This window comes from Nocardia sp. NPDC050413 (genome assembly GCF_040655475.1).
In the GTDB taxonomy this organism is placed as follows: domain Bacteria; phylum Actinomycetota; class Actinomycetes; order Mycobacteriales; family Mycobacteriaceae; genus Nocardia; species Nocardia coubleae.
This window is the reverse complement of the sequence record NZ_JBFAJZ010000007.1, coordinates 88144-111272: the sequence shown is the minus strand read 5'-3', so window position 1 is coordinate 111272 and position 23129 is coordinate 88144. Positions and strand designations below refer to the sequence as shown.

Sequence of the window (23129 nt, the reverse complement as noted above, 5' to 3'; positions counted from 1 at the left end):
GGGTGTGCGTGACGTACGGTCACACCGAGCATAGGGTCGCCACCCCGCCAGAGCCCTCCGCCCACAGTCGGATTTTCCGCCGCCCTGGTTTTCGGGGGCTTGTGGGTTCTCACAGAAAAGTGGGGGAAATTCCTTTAAAACACCTCCTATTCACATTCTCCTTCGGTATCGTCCGAGACGGCAAATCGCCAGTGACAGAAGGTCACAGAGTGTCAACTTGGAGTGCACCATGCTTTACAACATCACCGAGTCCAACTCCGGCAGCAGCGGCGACGGCGGCATCCTCGCCCTGCTGATGAGTCTGCTCACCAGCTCGATGAGCACCGGTTCGGCCCAGACCTCCGGTAACTGAGCGCATCTGAAGCAAACTTCCGGCTAACGCGCGGTAAGCCGGGAGGGCTGTCGTTGGGCCCGATCCATGACGAGGGGATCGGGCCCTTCGGTATTGTCAGCGACAATGTCACAGGATGCGAATACGGGACGAATGTATGCCGGGCAGCCCGTAGAGGACCGGCAACGCCAGCGGCGTGCGCGTTTTCTGGAGTCAGGCCTGACGGTCTTCGCGCGCGACGGGTACGCCAACAGCTCGGTCGGTGCCATCTGTAAGGACGCCGGACTGTCGTCGCGGCAGTTCTACGAGGAGTTCACCGGCCGCGAATCGCTGCTACTCGAGCTGTACGAGCAGATCGACCGCGAATCCCGCGAGGCGGTGGCTACCGCCCTCGCGGCGAAGAGCGACGCCAGCGCGATCGACCAGATCGACGCGGCCGTACGCGCTTACGTCGAGACCATCGGCACCGATCCGCGCAAGGCGCGGGTGGCGCTGGTCGAGGTGGTCGGCGCCGGGCCCAAGGTCGAGAAGTTCCGCCTCGAGCTACGCCGCGTGTGGGGTTCGCTGCTGGCAGGCGCCGCCGAGGACGCGGCCATGCACGGCGAAATACCTTCGGGCGATTACGAGTTGCGGGTGCTGGCCATCATCGGCGCGGTGAACTATGTGGTCGACGGTTGGAGCGGTGCCGATCCGCGTCCGCCGCTCGACGATGTGATCCAGGTGCTGAGCCGGGTGATTCTCGGCGCGGTCGGGGCTTGATGGCGCGGGTCGAGACCGTCCCGATCCAGGTGCCCGACGGCACCACCCTGCCCGTGCGGCTGATTCCGGCGCGCGGGCCGCACCGTCATCCGGTAACCCCCGACGCCCCGCGTCCGGTGATCGTGATCGTGCCCGGTCTCGCCGTGCCCGGTGAGTTCTACGAATACTTCGCCCACCAGCTGGCCGGGCGCGGATTCGATGTGGCCATCGGCGAATTGCGTGGTCAGGGCGGTAGTACTCACCGTCCCGGTGCCGAAAGTACCTACGGTTACCACGAATTGGTCGCCGTGGATTTTCCGGCGATGCTGCAGGTGGTGCGTCACCGTTTTCCCAGCAGCACCCCGTACCTGCTCGGGCACAGCATGGGCGGCCAGCTGTCGGTGCTGTACGCGGCCCGGGTGCGCGGCAGGCTCGGCGGACTGATCCTGATCGCCTCCGGCACACCGTATTACCGCGGCTACCGCGGCGTGCTCGGCCCGGGGATGCTCGTCGGCACGGCCGCGGTGGCGGTCGCGTCGAATCTCGCCGGTTTCTGGCCGGGTGACATGCTGGGCAAACGGGCATACGGCCGCCAGTCCAAGGTGCTCATGTCGGACTGGGCCCGCCTGGCCCGGACCGGCCGCTTCGTTCCGGTCGGCGCCGATATCGATTACGAGGAACGCGTCGCGCGGCTGAAGTTCCCGGTGCTGTCGATCACCATCGAGGGCGACGAGATGACCCCGCAGACCTCCGCCGACCATCTGCTGAGCAAGATGCCCGCCGCCGAGATCACCCGCTGGTTCGAGCCGGAACCGCTGGGCCACAACGGCTGGATCACCAACCCGGACTCCACCGTCGACGCCGTCGAGAAGTGGCTACGCGACCGCTGAGACGCGGACACAGACGATCGAATCGTGCGGGAACAAAACCGGTTCGCTGAATACATATATTCGTCATACTGGTCCATATGCGACGAATGGAGAATCGGTGACCGACCCGGGTTCGGCGGTGCTCGTGCGTGCGCTGGCGGCCGACGCCTCGCACACATCCGAATCGGTGCGGGCGGTGACGGCGCGGCTCATCCGCGACGGTTCCCTCGCCGAGGGGATCCGGTTGCCGACCATCCGGGAACTGGCCCAGCACTGCGGTCTGAGTACCCGCACGGTCGTCGCGGCCTGGGGTGAGCTGCGCAAAGAGGGGCTCATCGCCACCAATCGCCGGGGCGGCACCGTGGTGGCCGCGGCCGGGGGAGTCCCGCTGGGGCGCCCGCTCGCCGAGCGCGACCTGCTCACCGGCAGCCCCGACTACGCCCTACAGCCCGACCTGGCGCCCGCCATGCTCGCCGGGCTGCACTCCCACGACCTGAACCGTCCCGGCCGCGACTACATCACCCACCGTTTGCGCACGGCGGTATGTGACGGCTGGCCTTTCCCCGCCGAGGCGTTCGTCGCGGCGGGTGGCGGCTCGGAGGGTTTGTTCCTCGCCGTGGACGCGGCGGCCCCGGACGGTGCGCTCGTCGCGGTGGAGGAACCGGTGATGCCAGGTTTCCTGGATACGCTCACCGAGGTCGGGTATCGGGTGGTCGGGATCGCCGCCGACGGGCAAGGGGCGCTGCCGGATTCGCTGGCCGAGGCCTTGCGCCGGAATCCGGCGGTGGTGGTGTTGCAGCCCGAGGGCGCGTACGCGACCGGCGGTTCGCTCTCGCAGCAACGGGCCGGGGAACTGGCCGAGGTGTTCGCGGCGGCGGAGGTGGAGCCGTGGATCGTCGAGGACGATGCGGTGGGACCGCTCGCCGCGGCGCAGGCGCCCTCCCTGGGGAGCTGGTACCCGGAGCGCTGTGTGCGAGTGCGCAGCTACTGCAAGGCCTTCGGCATGGATATCCGCACCTGCGTGATCGGTGGCAGTGCCGAACTGGTCGACCGTGCCATCCGGGCCAGGGTGCACGGTATCGCCGCGAACAGCCGCATCCTGCAGAACGCCCTCGCGCATTTGATCACCGATCCGGGCGCGGCCGCGCTCATCGACACGGCCCGCGAACGCTACGCCGCGCGGCGGGCCGGTTTGATCGCGGCACTGGCCGAACGCGGGGTGGCCGCCGAGGCCGGGACGAACAGCCTGGTGGTGTGGGTGGAGGTCGCCGACGAACAAGGTGCGCTGCTCCGCTGCGCACGGCACGGGGTCGTCGTCGGGTCGGCCACACGATCGCATGTCGCGCCGGCACGCGCTGCCATCCGGGTGGCGGTTCCCCAATTGCCCGACGATCCGCGACGGCTCGCCGAACTCGCGGCCCTGCTGGCGGACGCGGCTGCGTCGACCCACCGCGAATTCCTCGACTGACCTGGCCGCAGACGGCCGGGCATCCGCCGTCATGCAGCGCTCGATCGCGTCACCGAGGGCTCGCGGACTACTCGGGTCTCAGGCCGTCCTGATCGCCTGGTTCGTCGACAGGGCCGCGATCCGGGTCAGGCAGTCGAGGTATCGGGGGTGGTGGACGGCGAGCGGCACGTAGTAGAGCACGTCAGTGGCGACGGGTCGGTCCGGGTCCTCGGTGAGCCGGGCGGTGATCTGCTCGTTCGAGCCGATGAGGATCCTGTTGTCCGTCAGATACTTTCGCAGGTCCGTGGGCTGCGGGTAGTAGCGTGGGCTCAGTGCGATGTCTGCCTCGAGGAGCGCGAGGGAATCGCGCTCGCTGTCGCCGGGGAGGACCGCCACATTCGTTCCGATCCGTGGCGTTCCCCGGGAGGAATCGAGGTAGGCGTCGACCAGTTCGGTGACACTGCCACCCGCACGTGCTTGTGAATTGCCGTGCGGCAGCAGCCCGTCGCCTGCCGCCGCTATCCGGCGGGCCGTGTCGATGTTCCCGGTGGACTGCCAGATCCGGGACCGGAGGGTGCCGGGCGGTGGGTAGAGGGCGATGTCGTCGCCGACCTGTCCGCTGTCGAGGATACGGTGGAGTTCGGCGACCCGCCGGGTGTAGATCGTCTCCCGTTCGGCATCGGACACACCGAATCCCGCGTAACTGGTGGCGGAATGCCCGAAACCGAGCCCCTTGCCGAGGCCGAGTTCGAGCCGTCCGCCGCTGAGCGCGTCGGTGACGGCCGCGTCCTCGGCGAGACGGACCGGGTGCTCGAAAGGCACTGTCACCACACCGGTTCCGAGCCGGACGCGATCGGTGTGCTGAGCGGCGGCGGCCACGAACGGGAACACCGAGGGCAGCGCCGCGTGATGGGCCTCGAAGTGCCGTGCGGCGAACCAGACGGTGCCGAAACCGAGGCGTTCCGCGTGCACCGTGATCTCGATGGTGCGGCGGTACACCTCGGCAACCGGTGGACCGCTGCGCAATTGGACGAACAGGGCGCGATTCACAGGCCGTAGTGCCCTCTCAGCGTCGTGGTCTCGTACTCGGTGCGGAACAGTCCACGTGCTTGCAATTGCGGGACGACATGGTCGACGAAAACATCCAGCCCACCGGGCAATTCGTCGAGCATCAAATTGAAGCCGTCGGCGGCGCCCTCGGTGAACCAGTCGGTGATGAAGTCGGCCACCTGCTCGGGCGTGCCGACGACCTTGGCATGCACGCTCCCGGAGGCGAGAAGCCGTGCGGCGCCCCGCGTATCGGCGTCCGCTGCGCGCACATTGTCGAGCAGGACCGCGCGCTGGCCGCGTGAGCCGGCGTCGCTGTTCTCGTCGGGGATCTTGTCCCACGGGAACGGGCCGTTCAGGTCGAGGGCGTCGGGGGAGATGCCGAGACGGTCGGCCAGGTTGGTCAGCTGCACGTCGTCGGGGATCAGGTCGATGAGGTCGCGTTCGCGTTGCTTTGCCGCGGCTTCGGTCTCGGCGAGCACGATGATCAGGCCGGGCAGCAGTTTCACGCTGTCCGGATCGCGGCCCGCCGCGGCGGCGTGCTGTCGCAGTTCGGTGCGTCGCGTGGCGGCGGAGACGGGGTCGACATGCGCGGAGTAGATCGCGTCGGCGGTCCTGGCGCCGAGCTCGACGCCGTGGCTCGACGCGCCCGCCTGGATCAGCACCGGTTTGCCGTGCGTCAGCGGCGGCGACTTCAGCGGGCCCGCCACCCGGAAGAACTTGCCCACATGGTCGATCGGACGGACCACCTCGGGATCGAGGTAGCGTCCCGTCGCCTTGTCACCGACGAGTGCGTCCGCCGGGACCGAATCCCACAGCGCCGTGACGACCTCGAGGAATTCGGCGGCCCTGGCATACCTCTCGGCCTTCGGCAGCGCTTGGTCGAGGGAGTAGTTGCGGGCGGCGTTGTCACCGCCGGTGACCACGAAGTTCCAGCCGACCCGCCCGCCCGACACCGACGAGAGCGCGGCGAACGAGCGCGCCAGGTTGTAGGGATCGTTGTAGGAGGTGGTCGCGGTGACGATCACCCCGATCCGGCTGGTGTGCGCGGCCAGCACGGCATGGGCGACGAACGGTTCGAGCAGGCGGCTCGGCGCGGTCCAGTCCTTGGCCTGGATATCGGGGGAATCGGCGAGGAACACCGCGTCGAGCAGGCCGCGCTCGGCGGTGCGCGCCACGTCGAGGTAGTGCTCGATCTCGACGAAATGGGCCGCCGGTTCCGGTGCGCGTCGCCAGGGGCTGCCGATGGCGCCGCCGGGAATCAGATTCGCGTTGAGAATGACATGTCTCGGCATGAGGGTTCCTAGGATTTCGTCAGGGCGACAGAGGGTTCCGTTGCGAGCGGACGGGCGGGATCGGCGACCCACTGCGACAGGGAGCCGGGATAGAGAGCGATCTCGATGCCGAGCGTCGCCAACACGAACACCTGTAGAGCCGCCGCCATCGCGCTGCCGCAGTAGCTGGCAGCCGGGGTCCCGGCGTCGAGACCTAGGCGGTGGTAGCGGGCGCGCAGCGTTGCCTCGTCGAGAAGCAGTCCGTCGTCGTCGAAGTCGTCGAAGACCGGGGCGCTGAGGGCGCCGGGGATATGGCCCGGATACTCGCCCCCGCCGTGAAAATGGGTCCGGGGACGCGCGTCGAGGAGAGTGCCGCGGCTGGGAAGGCCGGCGACAGTGAAGGTTTCGACCACGGGCAGGGATCCCGGCCGGGCAACGGCCGCGCAGGGAGGACCTGACGTGACGGGCGTGCCGGATGGACGTGGTGCGTCAGACGTCCCAGACGTGCTGGACACGGTGCATGCGCTGGACGTGCTACGACTCCCGGCCTCGTCGGGTTCGTCGACGCTATCGCCCACGCGAGCGTCGGGCTGGCTGCGACCTCTGCGCCGCGGCACCTCGAGCCGATCCGCGGTGAGTCCGCCGCCCGCCGCCTGCCAGGCGCGTAATCCGCCGTCGAGGATGCGGACGTCGGTCAGGCCGGCCCAGCGCAACACCCACCAGGCGCGGGCGGCGGCCACCGAGCGGGCGTCGTCGTAGACCACCACCGTGCTGTCGTCGTGAATTCCCCAGCGGCGCAGTGCTTCGGTGAGGGCCTCCGCGTCGGGTAAGGGGCGGGCGCCGGAGTCGGCGGTCGGGGTACCGGACAGATCGGTGTCGACATCGGCGAACTGCGCGCCGGGGAGGTGTTCGCGCTGGTAGTTCGCGCGCTCCCCGGTCGTGCGGACGTCGAGCAGCACGAGCCGCGCGGGCGGGGCGTCGCGCAGGTCGACCGCGGAGACGAGGTGGGCGGCACGGTCGCCGGGCATCGGGGTCCTTTCGCCGATTCGGTGTGTTCGACCGGCCGAGAATATGTAGTCCGAGGGTGGGAACACATATTTGGAGTCCGCCTGACTTTTTGTGTTCCCGTGGGTGTTTGGCCGACTTATGTTTCTCCCGCCGGGTCGTCGGAACCCGGGAGATGGGAGGTCGGCCGTGACCAGCCGGATCGTCGACGCGCAGTGGGTACGGGATCGCCGTGCGGACGCCGTCGTCATCGAGGTGACCAATGCTCGCGGGCCTGCCTCCATCCCGGGTGCCCGCTCGGTCTACTGGAAGGACCTCCTCTGGGACCGGTCCCGTCGAGAGTTCCCTACCGCCCGCGAGCTGGCCGACCGTCTTCACTCACTTGGCGCCCACGCCGACGCCCCGCTCGTCTTCGCCGGGGACCCACCGCAATTCGCGGCCTACGCACTCTGGGTCGCCGCAGCGGTCGGGATCGGAGGCGACCTGCGCTACCTCGATGGATGCACCGCCGCGTGGCCGCACGACGGGCCGGTGATCGGCATCGCCCGGTCTGTCGGCGCTGGTAGCCGCAACCGAGTGGGTGCCGATGCCGCTGGTCAGCGGTGGGCACTGGACGTTGTGAGCGAGGGAACCGCTTCTCGAACGGCCGATGTCTCGCGCACACCGCTTCCCCTGGCGTCGCCGCGGTTCGCCGAGGTGGTCGTGGACAGGGAGCAGGTTCGCGCCGCGATCGACTCGCCAACCGTGCTGCTGGACCTGCGCTCTCCCGAAGAGTTCGCGGGACTCCGTGTTTCACCGTCGTCGGAGCCGGTCGACCACGGCGCCGAGCGGCACGGACACATTCCCGGAGCGTTGAACCTGCCCGCACAAGACCTGCTCGACCCTGCGGGCCTGCTCCGACCGGCCGACGAAATCGCGGCGCGCATAGCCGAACTCGGCATCGCCGATGCCGACGACATCGTCGCCTACTGCCGGCTGTCCCACCGAGCCGCACTCGGCTGGCTGGTCTTCACCTACCTCCTCGGCGACCACCGCGTCCGCGTCTACGACGGCTCTTGGACCGAATGGGGCAGCCTCGTCGGTGCCCCGGTGCACAACCCTGCCGATACCGGGGTGCTGACCTCATGACGACACGATCGAACACCGAGTCATTGTTGGGAACAATGGTTTCGCCGACGGTGACACCTCGCGCCCCCGAGGATGCGACGGCAGCACCGGTAGTTGCGGCACCACACGCAGCGGGCACGACCGAGTCCGGAGCGGAATCGGTGCCGGTCGCGTCGAGTTCCCCGGATACCACGTCGAATCGCCGGCATGCCGAACCGACCAACGGGGCCGCCGCGCAACGGCGTGCGGGTTTCATCAGGCGTGGGAGCTGCGGCTCGGCGAGATCGAAGATTGTGGCTCTGCGCATAGTCGGGGTGTTCCTGTCGGCCGCCGGAATGATGTGGGCAGCAGTCACTTTGGCGTTCCTGGCGGTGCACGTCGCACCGGGTGATCCGGTGACCGCGATCATGGGCGAGTCGAGTGATCCGGCCCTGCGGGAGCGGATCGAGCGGGACTGGGGTCTGGATCGTCCGCTGATCGTGCAGTACGGCCTTCATCTGAGCCGGTTGTCGCACGGTGATCTCGGCTATTCGTATGTGCGCGGTGAACCCGTGGCCGACATCCTGTTCGGCGAGCAGTTGGTGACCAGTGCGCAGCTGGCGGGGTTCGCGCTCCTGATCGCGGTGGTGCTCGCGCCGTTGCTCGCCGTGCTCACCGCGGGTCGGCGTGATGTGTTCAGCCGGGCGACCGCCACGCTGGAGGTGGTCGTCGCCTCGGCGCCCCCGTTCTGGACCGGTCTGGTGCTGATCTGGGTGTTCGCGTTCACGCTGAAAGTTCTTCCGGTTACTGCGGGCAACGAATTCCAGCGACTCATCCTTCCCGCCGTCACCCTGGCCTTGCCGATCGCCGCTGTCCTCGCGCAGGTGATGCGGGAGGGGATCGAGCGGGCGCTGGAACAGCCGTTCGCACTCACCGCCCGGTCGCGTGGGATCACCGCCACGCAGTTGCGGCTGCGGCACGGGCTGCGGCATTCGCTGATCCCCGCCGCCACGCTGGCGGGCTGGGCAGTGAGCGGGCTGCTCACCGGGACGGTCGTGATCGAGGAGGTCTTCGGGCGGGCCGGTATCGGCCGGGAGACCATCGCCGCCGTCACCCACTCGGATGTGCCGGTAGTCCTCGGCGTCGCCCTGCTCACCGCCGCCATCTACCTCACCGTCACGGTCCTCGTAGACCTCGCCTACCTGTGGATCGACCCCCGCCTCCAGGAGCCGACCCCATGACCGACACCGCACCCGCCTTGAAATGGCCGCTCAGCGTCGCGGTTTCGTCGGCTGTGCTCGCCTCGGCTGCCGTCGCCGCACTCGCACCGGACCTGCTGTCGGGCAGCGACCCACTGCACACCGACCTGCTCGCTGCCCACGAATCACCCTCTCTCGCACACCCCTTCGGCACCGACCAGCTCGGCCGTGACGTGCTCACCCGCGTTGTGCACGGCGCTCGGCTGTCACTGTTCATCGGGGTGACGGCGACGGCGTTGGCGGTGGCGATCGGGGTGACGCTCGGATTGATCGCCGGGATCGGTAATCGGCTCGTCGATGCTGTCGCGTCGCGGGCGTTCGACCTGCTCGGGGCGTTTCCGGAGATCCTGCTCGCCCTGGTGCTCATCACGTTCACCGGTACCGGCACCGCGAACCTCATCCTCGCGATCGGTATCGCCGCCGCCCCTCGGTTCGCGCGGGTGATGCGGGCCGAGACCCGGGCGGTGCGTGGCAGCGAGTTCGTGGCGCAGGCGGGGCTGCTCACGCGATCACGGGCGCGGATCGTGGTCCGTCACATCCTGCCCAACGCGCTGCGCTCGCTGCCGGTGGTGGTGACCCTCGGGCTCGGCACGAGCATCCTCGGCGCCGCCGCGCTGAGCTTCCTCGGCTTCGGACCGGAACCACCTGTCCCGGAGTGGGGTTCGATGCTGGCCGAAGCGCACGGTGATCTGCGGATCGCCTGGTGGTCGGTCGTCTTCCCCGGTGCCGCCGTCACCGTCGTCGTCCTGGCGACGACCGTCCTCGGCCGCTACGCCGGCCACCGTTTCGAGCGAAGGGCGCAGCTGTGACCGACACCCTGATCCAGGTCCGGAACCTGCGCGTCGAATTCGATGGGCGTGCGGTGGTGCGCGGCGTCGATCTCGAGCTGCGCCGCGGCGAAATCCTGGCCATCGTCGGTGAATCCGGGTCCGGAAAGTCGGTGACCACCCGCAGTCTCGTCGGTCTCGCGGGTGGCCGGGTCAGCGCCGACCGCCTCGACCTCTTCGGCGCCTCGGCCCTCGACCTCTCCGAACGGCAGTGGCGTGGAATACGCGGTGCCCGGGTGGGTTTGGTGTTTCAGGACGCCCTGGTCGCGCTCGACCCGTTGCGCACCATCGCCGACGAGATCGGCGAGTCGCTGAGCGCGGTCCCACGCGACGAGCGCAGCGACCGCATCGACGGGCTGCTGCGTTCCGTCGGCATCGCCGACCCGCAGGTCCGCAAGCGGCAGCGCCCGTTTCAGCTCTCCGGCGGACAACGTCAGCGCGCCCTGATCGCCTCGGCGCTCGCGGCGGGCCCGGACGTGATCATCGCCGACGAACCGACCACCGCCCTCGACGTGACGGTCCAGAAGCAGGTGCTCGAGCTGCTGGCCGAACAGGTCGCGGGTGGTCGGGCCATGATCCTGGTCAGCCACGACCTGGCCGTCGTCGCCTCGATCGCGGATCGCGTCCTGGTGATGCGGGCAGGCGAGATCGTCGAGGCGGGGTCCACCCGCGAGGTCATCGAGCGACCCCGGCACGAGTACACCCGCGCGCTGCTCGCGGCCGTACCGCACGGCAGTGCCCGCGCGCGGGTCACCGTGCCGGTCTTCACCGCGGCGGGGCTCACGAAGTCGTACCGGGGAATTCCGGCGATCTCCGATATCTCCTTCGAAGTCGGTGCGGGTGAAGTGCTCGGGGTGGTCGGCGAATCCGGCTCGGGTAAGTCGACCGTGGCCAAGATCGTCACCGGCCTGATCGAGCCCGACAGCGGCGAGATGCGCTTCGGCACAGAGTCGTTGACGCGCAAGACCCGCAAGCCGGGTGAGCTGGGGCTGGTCGCGCAGGACTCCGTCGGTTCCTTCGACCCGCGCTACCGGGTCGGCGAGATCATCGCCGAGAGTGTCGCGCTGCGTGTGCCGCGCACCGAACGTCGAGCCGAGGTGCTGCGCCTGCTCGACGCCGTGCACCTGCCCGCCGACACCATCGACCGCCACCCACGCGAACTGTCCGGCGGGCAACGTCAGCGGGTCAATATCGCCCGCGCGCTCGGTGCCCGCCCGCGCCTGATCGTCTGCGACGAACCGGTGTCGGCCCTCGACATCTCGGTGCAAGCCCAAATCCTCGACCTCGTCGCCGAACTCGCCGCAACCGAAGACGTGGCGATCGTGTTCATCTCGCACGATCTGGCCGTCATCCGGCAGATCTGTCACCGCGTGCTCGTCCTGAATCACGGCGTGGTCGTCGAATCAGGCACGGCGGACGACGTTTTCCACCACCCCCGCTCGCCCTACACCCAAGCCCTGCTCGATGCCGTCCCGCGACTGGCGGTCCCGGCTCCCACAGAAAGCTCCTCGCGTGCGTAATCGCCTCACCCGACTGTTCACCGCGCTGCTGCTGGCCACCGCGCTGGCCGCGAGCGCCTGCGCCGCCGACCCCGAACCCGGCGGCGGCGGTGGTGGCCCGACCACTCCGCCGCAGGCAGGCGGCACCTTCACCATCGCCTTGCCCGCCTATCCGTCGCGCGGCCTCAGCCCGCACTACGGCGCGGCCTTCGATGCCTCCCAGGTGCTGCGCAACAGCTTCGACAGCTTGATCGCCGAGGACCGTGACGAACAGTTCCACCCCTGGCTGGCCACGGAGTGGACCATCTCGCCGGACGGCCTGGTCTACGAATTCGCCCTGCGCAAGGACGTCACCTTCCACAACGGCGAGAAATTCGACGCCGCGGCGGTGAAGGCCAATATCGACGCCTTGCGCAACCCCGACTACCCGTCCTGGACGGTGCTCGGTCTGCTGCAGTACTCGAGTGTGAGCGCGGTAGACGTGCTCGACCCATACAAGGTGCGCATCACCCTGAGCACCCCGCGCGCCGATTTCCTGTCCACCCTCGGCGGGCTCAGCGGCGCCATCGTCGCCCCGAGCAGCCTGCAGGCCGACAAGCAGGCGCTGACCAGCGGTGCGGGTTTCGTCGGTTCCGGCCCGTTCGTGCTCGACAAGGTGGTGCAGGGCCAGGAACTGCGGTACCGGAAGAACCCCGCCTACAACTGGGCTCCCGCCACCGCGAAACACCAGGGCGCCGCCTACGTCGACGAACTGGTCGTGAAGTTCGTCCCCGAGGCGGCCACCCGGGCCGGATTGCTGCGCAGTGGTGAGGTGAACGCCATCGGCACCGTGAAGGCCACCGATATCGGATTGTTCGACGGGGTCGGCGGATTCCAGTACGAGCAGATCGGTTCGGCGGCCTCGCCGTGGGTCATCATGCTCAACCTCACCCACGGCGCCACCACCGATGTGCGCGTGCGCCGCGCCATCGCCAAGGGTGTCGACATCGCCGCTGTCACCAAGAGCCTCACCAAGGACACCCAGCAGCGCGCGTGGAGCCTGATCTCCCCGGACAGCGCCTACTACGACCCCCAGTTCGAGAACAAGGGCGGCCCCGATCTCGACGCCGCGAAAGCGCTCCTCGCAGAGGCAGGTTGGACCGGCACCGATGCCGAGGGCTACCGCACCGACAGCACCGGCAAGCGGTTGACCGTCCGGCTGGTCGCCACGAACCCCACCTACCCCGAGGACGATTTCCTGAAGGCCTGGCAGGCCGAATTGCGCCAGAACCTCGGCATTCAGGTGGAACTGCAATTCGTCGACAACGCCCAGATCTACGACCTGCTGGCCCGCAACGACTACGAGGCCTTCCCCCGTCAGGTCGGCGGCCTCGACCTGTCGCTGCAGTTCAACCGCGCCTACGGGTCGACCACTCCCGACCTGAAATACGGCCAGATCGACGGCATCACCATCGGCTCCATCGTCGGCGGCTCGAAACTGGCCGACCCGCAGGTGGACCGGTGGCTCGTCGACGCGACCAAAGCCACCGATCGCGAACAGCGCAAACAACTGTTCAACCGCATCACCGCCCACCTTCTCGACAATGCCGTCGCGATCCCCCTCTACACCGACCGCAACAGCGTCGCCGCCGACGCGACCGTGCACAACCCGACCTCGCTGTTCGATGCCCCTCGCAACAGCGTCAACGGCTGGGCTTACGACATCGCCGTCCGCTGACCAGCATCCACCTCCCGGAAGGCTCGATCATGACCGTCGCCACCCCCACCCTCACCTTCGACCGCAATATCCCGCGCGGACTCGTGCACCGCGAATCCATCGCCGAGGTATTCCTCACCGACGCCCAACCCACCCCGGACGGCGCGATATTCGCCGCCCAACTACCGCGCAACCATTCCTACTTCAGCGATCATCGCGGCACCGCCACCACCTATGACCCGCTGCTGCTGATCGAAGTGTTCCGTCAGGTCGCCATCTATTACGCGCATTCCTTCGTCGGGGTGGCGCGCTCGGAGAAGTTCATCTTCGGGTCCGCCGATTTCACCATCGCCGACGCCGACACCCTGCGCATCGGCCAGTGCCCCGGGCACTGCGTCATCGAGGCGCGCGTGATCGCCGACAAACGACGCGACGACCAGGTCATCGGGCTCACCCTGGAAATGGTCGCCGAGATCGAGGGTCACGAGGCGGCCAGGGAGATCATGGTCTACCAGTGGATGCCCGCGGCGGTGTGGAACCGGATCCGGGTGCGTGGGCGTGAATCGCTCGGCCTGCCCGCCGAGCCGAGTATTCCGCCCCAGCCGCCGGTCGCCCGGATGCGCCCGGGTTCGGTGGGCAGGCACAACCCGCGCAACGCCATCCTCGCCAACCCGGTGCTCACCGGGGAGGAGCTGACCGCGCTCACCATCATCGACACCGATCATCCGTCGCTGTTCGACCACGCCCTCGACCACGTGCCCGGCATGCTGCAGTTCGAGGCGGCCCGGCAGGTGGCGATGGCGGCCGCCAACGCCGTTCTCGGCCTGGACACCAGCCGCATGGTGATGCACCGGCTCGGCATCGAATTCACCAAATTCGGGGAATTCGAACGGGATACGATCGCCCGCGCCACCGTCACCGGTGACACCGACGGCGCCCGCGCCCGCGTCAGCCTCACCCAGGGCGCCGATGTGATCGCCGCCGGTGACGTGGAACTGCGTTTCCGTCCCGCCGACATCAGGACGATGGTCCAGTGAGCGCGCCGTTCGTCTGGTTCGATTTCGGCGGCGTGCTCTCCCCACCGCTCGACGAGCTGTTCCAGCGCTACGAACAGGTGGCGGGCATCCCCGTCGACCTGTTCAAACACGCGATCGCCGAGGTGGGCGCCCAGTACGGGCTGGCACCCCTGGCCCCGATCGAACTGGCCCTGCTCGACGAACGCACCTGGGTGGCGAAGCTGCACGCGGTGCTCCGGGCCAAGGCACCCGAGCTCGACTTGTCGCGCAGCGAACCGGATTTCGGCAGGCAGTGGTTCGCCGGGCACGAGGTGAACCACGCCGTCCGCGATTTCGCCATCGAGCTGGCGGGCGACGGCGTCCGCGTCGGCGTGCTGAGCAACAACGTCGTCGAATGGGAGCCGTACTGGCGCACCATGATCGACCTCGACGACCACCTCAGCGCCCTGATCGATTCGTGCAAGGTCGGCTTCCGCAAACCCGACCCGGAGATCTTCGCCCTCGCCGCGGAGACCGCCGGTGTCTCGCCGGAAGACTGCGTCCTCGTCGACGACTTGGCCGAAAACTGCGCGGCTGCAAAGGAAGTCGGATGGATCGCTGTGCAATACCGCGACGCCGACCAAGCCGTCGGCGAGGTGCGCAAGGCCTTACGCGAGGGCTGGTGAGTCCACCACAACGCCGGATCACCACCACGGCCCTCGCCCTGATCCTGCGCAGGAGCAGCGCGGGCCGGATCGACCGAGCCTGGTGGTCGATCCGGTGGGATGGTGCACGCGGCGAGGTCGGACCGGCGGAGCGGTTCGGCGGCGCGCGCAGGGCGGAATCCGTTCGGCTCGAATGGGTATCGCGCGGTAGCTCGTTCGTCCCGGCTGGTTTCGACTCGGCGTTGCGCTCACAGGGCGCTCGCGAGGTAGCCGTCGGGGCGGATCACCGCCGAGGTCCAGGGCTGATCCGGGGTCACTTTCGCGGTGACGAGCAGCGCGTCGTCGGGTGCGTTCGGGACAGGGGTGTGTTCGTCGGGCCGGATCGCGACGAACCGGCCCCCGTGCAGCAGTTCCGCGAGAGTGCTCACCTTCCCGTTGTTTTCGGTGAGGACGAGGTCGTGCTGGAAGCCGGGCTGGAATTGCCCGCTGATGAGGCCGGCGATCCCGTCGTGGACGGCGGGCACCGCGAGCATCGCCAGCACGGCGTCGCGGACCTGCGGGTTCGCGGGGTTCATCATCCGCGATTGCAGGACGGTGTTGCCGACGATCGCGGCGGCGTGCGCGACGCGTTCGCGGGAGTAGTCGGCCAGGACGGTGGGTCGCGCGCGTACGGTGAGGACGCGGGCGAGCCGCCAGCCGAGGGCGAAGGCGTCCTGCATGCCGGAGTTGAGTCCTTGGCCGCCGAGCGGGTAGTGGCTATGGGCGGCGTCGCCCGCCAGCAGCAGCCGCCCGTCCCACATGCTGGTGCGGTAGCGGCCGTGGTCGCTGAACCGGGTGAGGTGGCTGACCCGGCTCAGCGCGGGCTCGGCACCGAGTACGTAGGCGAGGCGTTGCCGGTACTCGGCTTCGGTCGGTTCGGGGCGATGCTCGAGGGGTCCGCTGAAGTCCATCGCGATGATGCGCGCCTGGCCGCCGGGGTTCGGGTTGTGCATGGTCCAGCCGGTCGGCGTCGGATTCCAGCCCGGCGGGATCTGGCCGGGTACATCCGAAACAGCCAGCCCAGCAATCGCATTCATCGTCGCCGGGTACACCTCGGCAGGGAAGTTCCCGGTGCGTGCGACAAGACTGCGCGCACCGTCCGCACCGACCACGTACTTCGCCCGAATCGAGAACCCGGCATCGACCTGAGCCGCGACCTCATGTTCTCCGACATCCAATCGGTTAACCCTGTGCCCCCGCAGGATTCGAGCACCCAGCGACCGCGCCCGGTCCTCGAACGCCGCCTCCAACCGAGCCTGCGGGATCCCGGCAATGGGCGCGGGCTCCACGCTCGGCGAACTCAACGTGAGCACCGGTTGCGCTGCGAACTGGAAGGGGCTGCGGTGCACACCCACCGGATTACGGGCGATGGCATCGGGCGGGACCGACGGGATGTACCCGCGCCGGGCCAGCAGCGACAGCGTGCGGGCGTGCACGGTCCCGGCGCGCGGGCGCAGGTCGAGCTCGGTGCGCGACTCCACGACAACCACGTTCACCTGCTGCAAGGCCAGCTCCGCGGCGACGAGCATGCCCACCGGACCGCCGCCGACCACCAGGACATCGGTCTCGATCGCGTGCGGTTCGGTGCTCATCGGCTGCTCCTGGGGCGGGTAAGCCGCATCCGCGACTTCCGGTTGTACGAGAACTGTCGTAGCTACTAATATCATCGTACCTACCGATCGGGTAGTACCTAATTCGCGTACCGGAGCCCACCGAGGGAGATCCATGTCGACCGCAACCGAAACCCAAGCTCCACCCAGTTCCGCCACGCTGCCCGTGGTCCTGGCCGCGCAGTTCGTCACCCCGATGGCGATCGCGGGCACCGCCATCGCGCTACCGCTCATCTCCCGTGATCTCGGCTCGAATCCCACTGCGCTGCAATGGGTTGTCAACGGGTTCAACATCGCCTTCGCGCTCACCACCCTGCTGTGGGGTGCGGTCAGCGACCGGATCGGGCACCGCCGTACCTTCGGCATCGGCACCGCGCTGGTGGTCGTCGGCAGTGTCGGCAGCGTCGTGGCGCCCGCGCTGATCGTGCTCGACCTCGCCCGGGTGATCGCCGGCGTCGGTGCGGCGGCCATCCTCACCGGCTCCACCGCACTGCTGTCCAGTGCTTACGAAGGTGCGCGCCGCACCAAGGCTTTCGCCATCTTCGGGACGGTCAACGGGCTCGGCCTCGCCCTCGGGCCCACCATCTCCGGCCTGCTCATCGCGGTGGTCGATTGGCGCGGAGTGTTCGTGGTGCACGCGGTGATCCTCGCGGCCGCGGGCCTCGGGACGCGCCTGCTACCCGCCGCCGAACCCGGCACCGCCGAACACGGCCCGGTCCTGGACCTCGGACTCCTGCGCAACCGCGAATTCCTGGCGATGTGCCTGGTTCCGGTGGCCGGGTCGATCGGTTTCGTCACCCTGCTCACCTACCTGCCCTCGGCGCTGAGCGGCATCACCGACCTCTCGCCCGGCACGTCCGGGCTGCTGATGCTCGCGATGACCATTCCCGTGTTCATCGCGCCGGTAGCCATCGGTCATCTGGTCACCCGGTTCCCCGCCCTCACCATCGGCCGGGTCGTCTACCTCAGCCTCGCGGCGCTGATTCTCGGCAATATCGGCGTGCTCGCGCTGGACGAGGGCCGGTCGGTGCTGTGGATCGTCGTGCCGATGGTGCTGCTCGGCCTCGGTTTCGGGCTGCCCATCGGACTCGTCGACGGGCACGCGCTGTCGGTCGTTCCTCCTGAGCGCGGTGGTACGGCGGCCGGTGTCCTGAACTTCTTCCGCATCGGGAGCGAGGCCGTGTTCGTCGCGGGCTACGCGATCGTGCTGTCCGCGGTGGTCGGCAGGCAGCTCAGTGGAGCCGCCGCGCACGACACCGCCGCGGGCCAGTTCGGTCACCCCGACGTCTACCGCACCGCGTTCACCACCACCGTCGGCGTGCTCATCGCCCTGCTCGTCGCACTCACCCTCGCCATCATCGTGGTCCGCCGACAGGCGCGCCCGGAAGGAGTCACCTCATGACACACGCCATCGACGCCGTCCGGGTCGATCTCGACGGCATCGCGAACATCAGCCCACGCACCATGATCGAGCCGGTGGCCGAACGCTCGCGCGGCGGGTTACCGCAGGTCGTGCTGCCCAGCGGCCACACGGTCGTCCACGTGACCAGCTACCGCGACGTGCACGCGGTGCTCACCGACCTCAGCTTCGCCCGTGCGGAGACCAACGTCGAGGACGGACCGACCTTCCTGCCGACGATCATGCCGACGGAGATGCTGCTCAACCTCGATCACCCCGGGCACGGCAGGCTCAAGGGCTTCGTCGCCTCGGCCTACAGCGCCGCGACGATCGCCCGCCGCGCACCCGCGGTGCAGCGCGTCCTCGACGGGACCGTCGCGAATCTGCGGGCCCAGAAGGCAGGTGCCACAGCCGATCTCGTGCAGACACTGCTGGACCCGGTGACCATCGGCGTGAACGTCGACTACCTCGGCATCCCGACCACCGACATCGCCTACTTCCGGCACCTCTCGCGGCAGATGCAGCTGGCCCACGACACCGACGTGCCCGCCCTGCTCGCCGACTTCTGGACCCTCTACCACTACATCGAAGACCTGGTGGCCCGGCGCCGCGACCTCGAACCGGGCCTCATCCTCGACCTGCTCGACGCCCGCGACTCGGTCTCACCCCCGGTCACCGACGCCGAGTACGCGGCGATCCTGCTCGGCTCGATCGTCGGCGGCGATCAGAACATCCTGTCCGTCATCACCAAGATCGCCTACGTGGCCCTGGCCCGGCCCGAATTGTGGGACCACCTGGTGCGCAACCCCGACACCATCCCCACGGCGATCGAGGAATTCCTGCGGCTGCTGCCGCTGGGGCGCATCTCCACCTTCCCTCGGGTCACCACCCGGGAGATCACGCTGTCACAGGGCGTGCTGCACCCCGGCGACATCGTGTACGCCGACGCACACTCGGCCAACCGCGACCCCGACGTGTACCCGGACCCGTCGGTGCTCGACCTCGGCCGCGACGGAAAACGGCACCTGCAATTCGGGTACGGCATGCATCACTGCATGGGCGCGGCGCTGGCCCGGATGGAGATCATCGAGGTGATCCGGCGGCTCGTCACCGAGTTCCCCACCTTGCGGCTCGCTGTACCGGAACACGAGATCGTCTGGGAGACAGGAGTTCTCGTGCACCGGCCGGTATCGCTTCCGGTCAGCTGGTAGCCGGGGCGGCCGGATGACGGTCCGCTGCGAGGATGGCGGCAAGGAGCCCCGGAAACGCGGTTTCCATGTCGTCGCGCCGCAGCTTCGTCATCCGGCCGTTGCCCACATCGCGCTGCCAGATGAGCCCGGCCTTGCGCAGCACCCGGAAATGGTGGGTGCGGGTGGACGGCGCCCAGGGCATCCCGAACACGCTGCAGAACTGTTCGGCGCCCTCGGGCTCGGCGTAGAGCTGGGCGATCACGCTGCGCCGGTTGTCGTCGGCGAGAGCGGCGAGCACGGTCGACAGGTCGAACTCCTCGATATCGGGATGACCATCGGCATCGGCCACGATGCACTCCTTCCGCTCGAACCTACGACAACCATAGTACCTATCTAGCGCCCGCGACCCTCCATCAGCATCTGCGTGAAGAACTCGTACACCAGCGCCGACAGGTACGCCGATTGTTTGTTGTCGGCCGCGCCGCCGTGTCCGCCCTCGATGTTCTCGTAGTACCAGACGGTGCGGTCCTGGGACTCCAGCAGTGCGGCCATCTTTCGCGCATGCCCCGGGTGGACCCGGTCGTCGCGGGTGGAGGTGGCTAGCAGGATCGGCGGGTACTGCTTGTCCGGGTCGGTGTTCTGGTACGGCGAGTACTCGCTGATGAACGCCCACTCCTCGGGCTTGTCCGGGTCGCCGTACTCCGCGATCCAGGAGGCGCCTGCCAGCAGCAGGTGGTAGCGCTTCATGTCCAGCAACGGCACCTGGCACACGATGGCGCCGAACAGCTCCGGGTAGCGGGTGAGCATCACGCCCATCAGCAGACCACCGTTGCTGCCGCCGATCGCACCGAGCCGGTCGGCGGTGGTGATGTCACGGGTCACCAGGTCGCGGGCCACGGCGGCGAAGTCCTCGAAGGCGCGGTGGCGGTGCTCTTTCAGTGCGGCCGTGTGCCATTCGGGGCCGTACTCGCCGCCGCCACGGATATTGGCCAACACGTAGGTGCCGCCCTTCTCGAGCCAGCCCATGCCTGCCGAGCCCAGATACACCGGTGTTCTGGATACCTCGAAACCGCCGTAGCCGTTCATGATTGTCGGGCCGGGCGTTCCGCGACGGTCGCGGTGGCGGATTACGAAGTAGGGGACCGCGGTTCCGTCGTCGGAGGTGGCGAAGAACTGCTCGGTTTCGATGCCGTCGGCGTCGAAGTACGCGGGTGCCTGCTTCAACAGCGCGGGAGTTTCGCCGACCGCGCTGTTCAGGAGGGTAGTCGGGGTGGTGAAACCGGTGGTGGTGAGCATGAATTCGTCGCCGCCTTCCAGCGGGTCGAGATTGCTCACGGAGGTGCTCGACATCGCGGGGGTATCGGGAAGGTCGGCGCTCGCCCAACCGTCGGGGCCCGGGGTGAGGACGCGCAAGCCCGTCTGCACATCGCGCAGGGTGGTGAGGATCAGATGGTTCTCCGTCCAGCCCCACGATTCCAGCGAGGTGTGCGGATCGGGGGCGAACAGTACCTCGAATTGCCTTCCACCCGCGAGGAAGTCATTGATATCGGTGACCAGCAAGCTGCCCGCCGGGAAGGTGGTGTCGGCGGGTGCCCACTCGGTCTTCAACCGCACCAGCAGCCAGTCGCGGTACCAGTCGACGTCGGCGTCGGTCGGCGTTTCCACCAGCCGCCATTCGCCGTCGATGAGCAGGGAGACCTCGGAATTGAAGAAGTCGGTCGATCGATGCAGATAGTGCCGTTCGTAACCGGGGTGCCTGTCGTATCCGGCGCCGATCGACACATCACTCGGCTTGCCCTCGAAAACCGTTTCGGCGGCGGCTAGTTCGGTGCCGCGCCGCCAGCGCTTCGCGATGCGGGGGTAGCCCGAATCGGTGAGTGACCCCGGTCCGAAATCGGTGCCGACGTAGACGGTGTCGGCGTCGATCCAGCCGACCCGTGACTTGGCCTCGGGCAGGAAGAACCCGCCGTCCTCGGGGGCGACGAATTCTCGTGTGGTCATGTCGAATTCGCGTTCGACCGTGGCATCGGCACCACCCCGCGACAGGTGGATGATGGCGCGTTCCTGCGACGGCCGAAGCACCGCGGCCCCACCCCACACCCAGTTCTCCCCATCGGCCTCGGCGAGCGCATCCACATCGATCAGCACATCCCACTCGGGATTCTCCGTCGCATACGACTCGAACGTCGTCCGCCGCCACAACCCGCGCGGGTGCTCGGCGTCACGCCAGAAGTTGTACAGCCACGGTCCGCGTCGCGCGGGATAGGCGATCTTGGTGTCGTCGTCGAGCATCGCGAGGATGCGCTGCTCGAGGTCGGCGAACCGTTCGGTGTTCGCGAATCGGTCCGCGACCACCTCGTTGCGGGCACGGGCCCAGTCCAGCGCCGGTTCGGCGGTTACGTCTTCGAGCCAGAGGTAGGGATCGGTCACATTCTGCTCAACGCCGCTCATCCCCACATTGTTGCCGACCCGGCTCACCAATAGTGCGCGACGTCTATCACCACGCGTGCCGGGCCTTCGAGGGTGAACACACGGAACGGCAGCCGGGCGCGTACGCCGAGCCCGAGGGTGGTCTGCCCCTCGAACGAACCGGCCCAGGCGACCTGACGGAAGGTCTGGTAGCCGTTCACGTTCACCAGGTCGCTGCGGCTACTCGGCAGGTAGGTGCTCGCGCCCGCGTCGTCGTGTGCGGGGGCCAGCACGGTGACCTGCAGGAACGCGCCACCGCGCAGCGGGACGCTCGCACCGGAACCGTCCTGGGTGACGGTGCCGACGTAGCCCACCCGGTAACCGGACACCGGCCCGGCGAGGTCGATCACGAGACGGTCGTAGCAATCGTGCCGGCCCGCGCGCACATCGCGCACGACACCCGACGAGTAGTTCGGACTCGACTTGTCCAGCGAGCCCCACGCGAGACCGCAGTAGGAGGGGATCGCCGCGGCGGGCAGTGTCGACAGGCCGACAGCCGCCGCGAGACAAGCGAGCAGGACGAGGAAGCGACGCATGTCGCACCGCCTTCGGGCAGGGGGACGCAGTACTGATTAATCGGACGAATCAGACATCGCGTTAGCGTCGGTCCGGTGCCGATAGCGTTGCGAAACGTAGGATCGCAGGTCACGGATAACGATGGGGAGGTGTGTCCATGCTCTGGGAGCAGCATTGCTGTCTGCCGTTGTTGCCGACGGCGCGGGTCGCGGATCTGGCGCGCTACCCGCTCGGGTCGTATCTGTCGGTGAATGTCGGGTATTCGGGGGAGACCAAGGCCGACTCGCTCGCCCTGCTGCGGTTGTTCCGTGAGCAGGCCGCCGACGACCCACGGTTCCGGCTGGTCGATCGGGTGAGTGATATCGGTGCGCCCGAAGTGATTTCACTGGCATTCGATCTCGAGGACTCGGCACCGCTCGACGGCGACCTCGACAACGTCGCGGTGTTCTACGAACTCGGCGTGCGCTCCCTGCTGCCCACCTACAACCACGCCAACGCGGCAGGCTGCGGCTGCCTCGACACGGTCGACACCGGACTCACCGCGTACGGAAAAGACCTGGTGCGCAAGCTCAACGAAGTCGGCATGTTCGTCGACGGCTCGCACTGCTCCCGCCGCACCGGCCTCGACCTGGCCACCCACACCGCCGCCCCGATGATCTACAGCCACTCCAATTTCGCCGCCCTGTGGGCACATCCGCGCAATATCACCGACGACCAGGCTCGCGCCTGTGCCGCGACGGGCGGGGTGATCGGCATCAACGGTGTCGGCATCTTCCTCGGTGAGAACGCCCCCGATGCGCGAGCCGAGCGCCTCGCCGCCATGGCCGACCACATCCGCTACGGCGTCGACCTGGTCGGCATCGACCACATCGGCATCGGCTCCGACTACTCCTTCGACGGCGACCAGTTCAACGCCGAGATCCACGAGAACCCCGCCGCGTTCTCGGCGGACTACACCGCCTGGGGCCCTTTGCAATGGACCCCGCCCGAAGACCTCCTCGGCGAGACCCCCGGCATCCCGAGCCTCGACGACCTCCTCGCCGACCGTGGCTTCACCCCCACCGAGCGCGCCGCCCTCTTCAGCGGCAACTTCACCCGCGTTGCCACCCAGGTCTGGCGCTGACCTGGACAGTCGATCACCACGCTCCGGTGGCGGACGGCACTCGGC

21 protein-coding genes are annotated in these 23129 nt (G+C 68.3%); 14 read left to right on the top strand and 7 right to left on the bottom strand.

Translation table 11 applies throughout. From position 1 onward, the window contains the following. Window positions 1-229: 229 nt before the first annotated feature. The 4 genes from AB0I19_RS18735 (at window position 230) to AB0I19_RS18720 (ending at window position 3406) form a co-directional block, all read left to right on the top strand. Window positions 230-352, top strand: a complete 123-nt coding sequence (locus tag AB0I19_RS18735) for a hypothetical protein (RefSeq protein WP_255283991.1) — start codon at window positions 230-232, stop codon at window positions 350-352. Between the two features lie 105 nt (window positions 353-457). Continuing rightward, window positions 458-1090 carry a TetR/AcrR family transcriptional regulator gene (locus AB0I19_RS18730; RefSeq protein WP_225278400.1) on the top strand — a complete coding sequence of 211 codons (633 nt, stop codon included), beginning with the start codon at window positions 458-460 and terminating at the stop codon, window positions 1088-1090. Then, the gene (locus AB0I19_RS18725; RefSeq protein ID WP_357150294.1) at window positions 1090-1959 is read left to right on the top strand and encodes an alpha/beta fold hydrolase; all 870 of its coding nucleotides are present in this window, start codon (window positions 1090-1092) and stop codon (window positions 1957-1959) included. Before AB0I19_RS18730 ends, AB0I19_RS18725 begins: the two co-directional genes overlap by 1 nt. 97 nt (window positions 1960-2056) lie before the next feature. Next, window positions 2057-3406 carry an aminotransferase class I/II-fold pyridoxal phosphate-dependent enzyme gene (locus AB0I19_RS18720; protein WP_357150293.1) on the top strand — a complete coding sequence of 450 codons (1350 nt, stop codon included), beginning with the start codon at window positions 2057-2059 and terminating at the stop codon, window positions 3404-3406. Between the two features lie 78 nt (window positions 3407-3484). On the opposite strand, the gene AB0I19_RS18715 is transcribed toward AB0I19_RS18720, so the two are convergent. Genes AB0I19_RS18715 through AB0I19_RS18705 form a run of 3 tightly spaced genes read right to left on the bottom strand, consistent with a single transcriptional unit; the run spans window position 3485 to window position 6734 of the window. Then, window positions 3485-4435 carry an LLM class flavin-dependent oxidoreductase gene (locus tag AB0I19_RS18715; RefSeq protein WP_357150292.1) on the bottom strand — a complete coding sequence of 317 codons (951 nt, stop codon included), beginning with the start codon at window positions 4433-4435 and terminating at the stop codon, window positions 3485-3487. Then, window positions 4432-5727, bottom strand: a complete 1296-nt coding sequence (locus AB0I19_RS18710; protein WP_357150291.1) for an NtaA/DmoA family FMN-dependent monooxygenase — start codon at window positions 5725-5727, stop codon at window positions 4432-4434. The genes AB0I19_RS18715 and AB0I19_RS18710 overlap by 4 nt, the downstream gene beginning before the upstream one ends. A gap of 8 nt (window positions 5728-5735) precedes the next feature. Then, window positions 5736-6734: a rhodanese-like domain-containing protein gene (locus tag AB0I19_RS18705; RefSeq protein WP_357150290.1), complete on the bottom strand. Its 999-nt coding sequence runs from the start codon at window positions 6732-6734 to the stop codon at window positions 5736-5738. 166 nt (window positions 6735-6900) lie between these two features. Here AB0I19_RS18705 and AB0I19_RS18700 point away from each other — a divergent pair, with 166 nt between their 5' ends. The 7 genes from AB0I19_RS18700 to AB0I19_RS18670 all read left to right on the top strand — a co-directional run bounded on the left by AB0I19_RS18700 (window position 6901) and on the right by AB0I19_RS18670 (window position 14759). Beyond that, entirely contained in the window at window positions 6901-7839 is a 939-nt protein-coding gene (locus AB0I19_RS18700) for a rhodanese-like domain-containing protein (RefSeq protein ID WP_357150289.1), read from the top strand. Window positions 7840-8111: 272 nt separating this feature from the next. Beyond that, complete coding sequence (locus tag AB0I19_RS18695) at window positions 8112-9038, top strand: ABC transporter permease (RefSeq protein WP_357150288.1); 927 nt, start codon at window positions 8112-8114, stop codon at window positions 9036-9038. Continuing rightward, window positions 9035-9865, top strand: coding sequence for an ABC transporter permease (locus AB0I19_RS18690; RefSeq protein WP_357150287.1), 831 nt, complete (start codon window positions 9035-9037; stop codon window positions 9863-9865). Before AB0I19_RS18695 ends, AB0I19_RS18690 begins: the two co-directional genes overlap by 4 nt. Further along, window positions 9862-11403, top strand: coding sequence for an ABC transporter ATP-binding protein (locus tag AB0I19_RS18685; protein ID WP_357150286.1), 1542 nt, complete (start codon window positions 9862-9864; stop codon window positions 11401-11403). Before AB0I19_RS18690 ends, AB0I19_RS18685 begins: the two co-directional genes overlap by 4 nt. Continuing rightward, the gene (locus AB0I19_RS18680; protein WP_357150285.1) at window positions 11396-13099 is read left to right on the top strand and encodes an ABC transporter substrate-binding protein; all 1704 of its coding nucleotides are present in this window, start codon (window positions 11396-11398) and stop codon (window positions 13097-13099) included. Before AB0I19_RS18685 ends, AB0I19_RS18680 begins: the two co-directional genes overlap by 8 nt. 29 nt (window positions 13100-13128) lie before the next feature. Further along, a complete protein-coding gene (locus AB0I19_RS18675; protein ID WP_357150284.1) occupies window positions 13129-14115 on the top strand; it encodes an AfsA-related hotdog domain-containing protein in 987 nt (328 codons plus the stop codon). After that, window positions 14112-14759, top strand: coding sequence for an HAD family phosphatase (locus AB0I19_RS18670; protein WP_357150283.1), 648 nt, complete (start codon window positions 14112-14114; stop codon window positions 14757-14759). Before AB0I19_RS18675 ends, AB0I19_RS18670 begins: the two co-directional genes overlap by 4 nt. 227 nt (window positions 14760-14986) lie before the next feature. Here AB0I19_RS18670 and AB0I19_RS18665 read toward each other — a convergent pair whose 3' ends face one another. Further along, window positions 14987-16369, bottom strand: coding sequence for an FAD-dependent monooxygenase (locus tag AB0I19_RS18665; protein WP_357150282.1), 1383 nt, complete (start codon window positions 16367-16369; stop codon window positions 14987-14989). A 133-nt stretch (window positions 16370-16502) separates the two neighbouring features. On the opposite strand from AB0I19_RS18665, the gene AB0I19_RS18660 reads away from it, so the two are divergent. Beyond that, window positions 16503-17789 (top strand): MFS transporter, encoded by a 1287-nt coding sequence (locus AB0I19_RS18660; protein ID WP_357150281.1) that lies wholly within the window; start codon window positions 16503-16505, stop codon window positions 17787-17789. Then, complete coding sequence (locus tag AB0I19_RS18655; RefSeq protein ID WP_357150280.1) at window positions 17786-18997, top strand: cytochrome P450; 1212 nt, start codon at window positions 17786-17788, stop codon at window positions 18995-18997. The genes AB0I19_RS18660 and AB0I19_RS18655 overlap by 4 nt, the downstream gene beginning before the upstream one ends. Here the strand turns inward: AB0I19_RS18655 and AB0I19_RS18650 are convergent. From AB0I19_RS18650 to AB0I19_RS18640, 3 genes are read right to left on the bottom strand one after another with little or no spacing between them, the layout of a single operon-like run. Beyond that, window positions 18987-19325, bottom strand: a complete 339-nt coding sequence (locus AB0I19_RS18650) for a helix-turn-helix transcriptional regulator (protein WP_225278416.1) — start codon at window positions 19323-19325, stop codon at window positions 18987-18989. The two genes, AB0I19_RS18655 and AB0I19_RS18650, sit on opposite strands and share 11 nt — an antisense overlap. A gap of 44 nt (window positions 19326-19369) precedes the next feature. Next, window positions 19370-21427 carry a prolyl oligopeptidase family serine peptidase gene (locus AB0I19_RS18645; RefSeq protein ID WP_357150279.1) on the bottom strand — a complete coding sequence of 686 codons (2058 nt, stop codon included), beginning with the start codon at window positions 21425-21427 and terminating at the stop codon, window positions 19370-19372. Window positions 21428-21450: 23 nt separating this feature from the next. Further along, window positions 21451-21981, bottom strand: coding sequence for a hypothetical protein (locus AB0I19_RS18640; RefSeq protein ID WP_357150278.1), 531 nt, complete (start codon window positions 21979-21981; stop codon window positions 21451-21453). A 137-nt stretch (window positions 21982-22118) separates the two neighbouring features. On the opposite strand from AB0I19_RS18640, the gene AB0I19_RS18635 reads away from it, so the two are divergent. Next, window positions 22119-23084 (top strand): membrane dipeptidase, encoded by a 966-nt coding sequence (locus tag AB0I19_RS18635; RefSeq protein ID WP_357150277.1) that lies wholly within the window; start codon window positions 22119-22121, stop codon window positions 23082-23084. The last annotated feature ends 45 nt before the right edge of the window (window positions 23085-23129 follow it).

Coding starts and splice junctions, on each gene's coding strand:
- AB0I19_RS18735 (WP_255283991.1), top strand. CDS start 230: ATGCTTTACAACATCACCGAGTCCAACTCCGGCAGCAGCGGCGACGGC.
- AB0I19_RS18730 (WP_225278400.1), top strand. CDS start 458: ATGTCACAGGATGCGAATACGGGACGAATGTATGCCGGGCAGCCCGTA.
- AB0I19_RS18725 (WP_357150294.1), top strand. CDS start 1,090: ATGGCGCGGGTCGAGACCGTCCCGATCCAGGTGCCCGACGGCACCACC.
- AB0I19_RS18710 (WP_357150291.1), bottom strand. CDS start 5,727: ATGCCGAGACATGTCATTCTCAACGCGAATCTGATTCCCGGCGGCGCC.
- AB0I19_RS18705 (WP_357150290.1), bottom strand. CDS start 6,734: ATGCCCGGCGACCGTGCCGCCCACCTCGTCTCCGCGGTCGACCTGCGC.
- AB0I19_RS18690 (WP_357150287.1), top strand. CDS start 9,035: ATGACCGACACCGCACCCGCCTTGAAATGGCCGCTCAGCGTCGCGGTT.
- AB0I19_RS18675 (WP_357150284.1), top strand. CDS start 13,129: ATGACCGTCGCCACCCCCACCCTCACCTTCGACCGCAATATCCCGCGC.
- AB0I19_RS18665 (WP_357150282.1), bottom strand. CDS start 16,369: ATGAGCACCGAACCGCACGCGATCGAGACCGATGTCCTGGTGGTCGGC.
- AB0I19_RS18660 (WP_357150281.1), top strand. CDS start 16,503: ATGTCGACCGCAACCGAAACCCAAGCTCCACCCAGTTCCGCCACGCTG.
- AB0I19_RS18655 (WP_357150280.1), top strand. CDS start 17,786: ATGACACACGCCATCGACGCCGTCCGGGTCGATCTCGACGGCATCGCG.
- AB0I19_RS18645 (WP_357150279.1), bottom strand. CDS start 21,427: ATGAGCGGCGTTGAGCAGAATGTGACCGATCCCTACCTCTGGCTCGAA.
- AB0I19_RS18640 (WP_357150278.1), bottom strand. CDS start 21,981: ATGCGTCGCTTCCTCGTCCTGCTCGCTTGTCTCGCGGCGGCTGTCGGC.
- AB0I19_RS18635 (WP_357150277.1), top strand. CDS start 22,119: ATGCTCTGGGAGCAGCATTGCTGTCTGCCGTTGTTGCCGACGGCGCGG.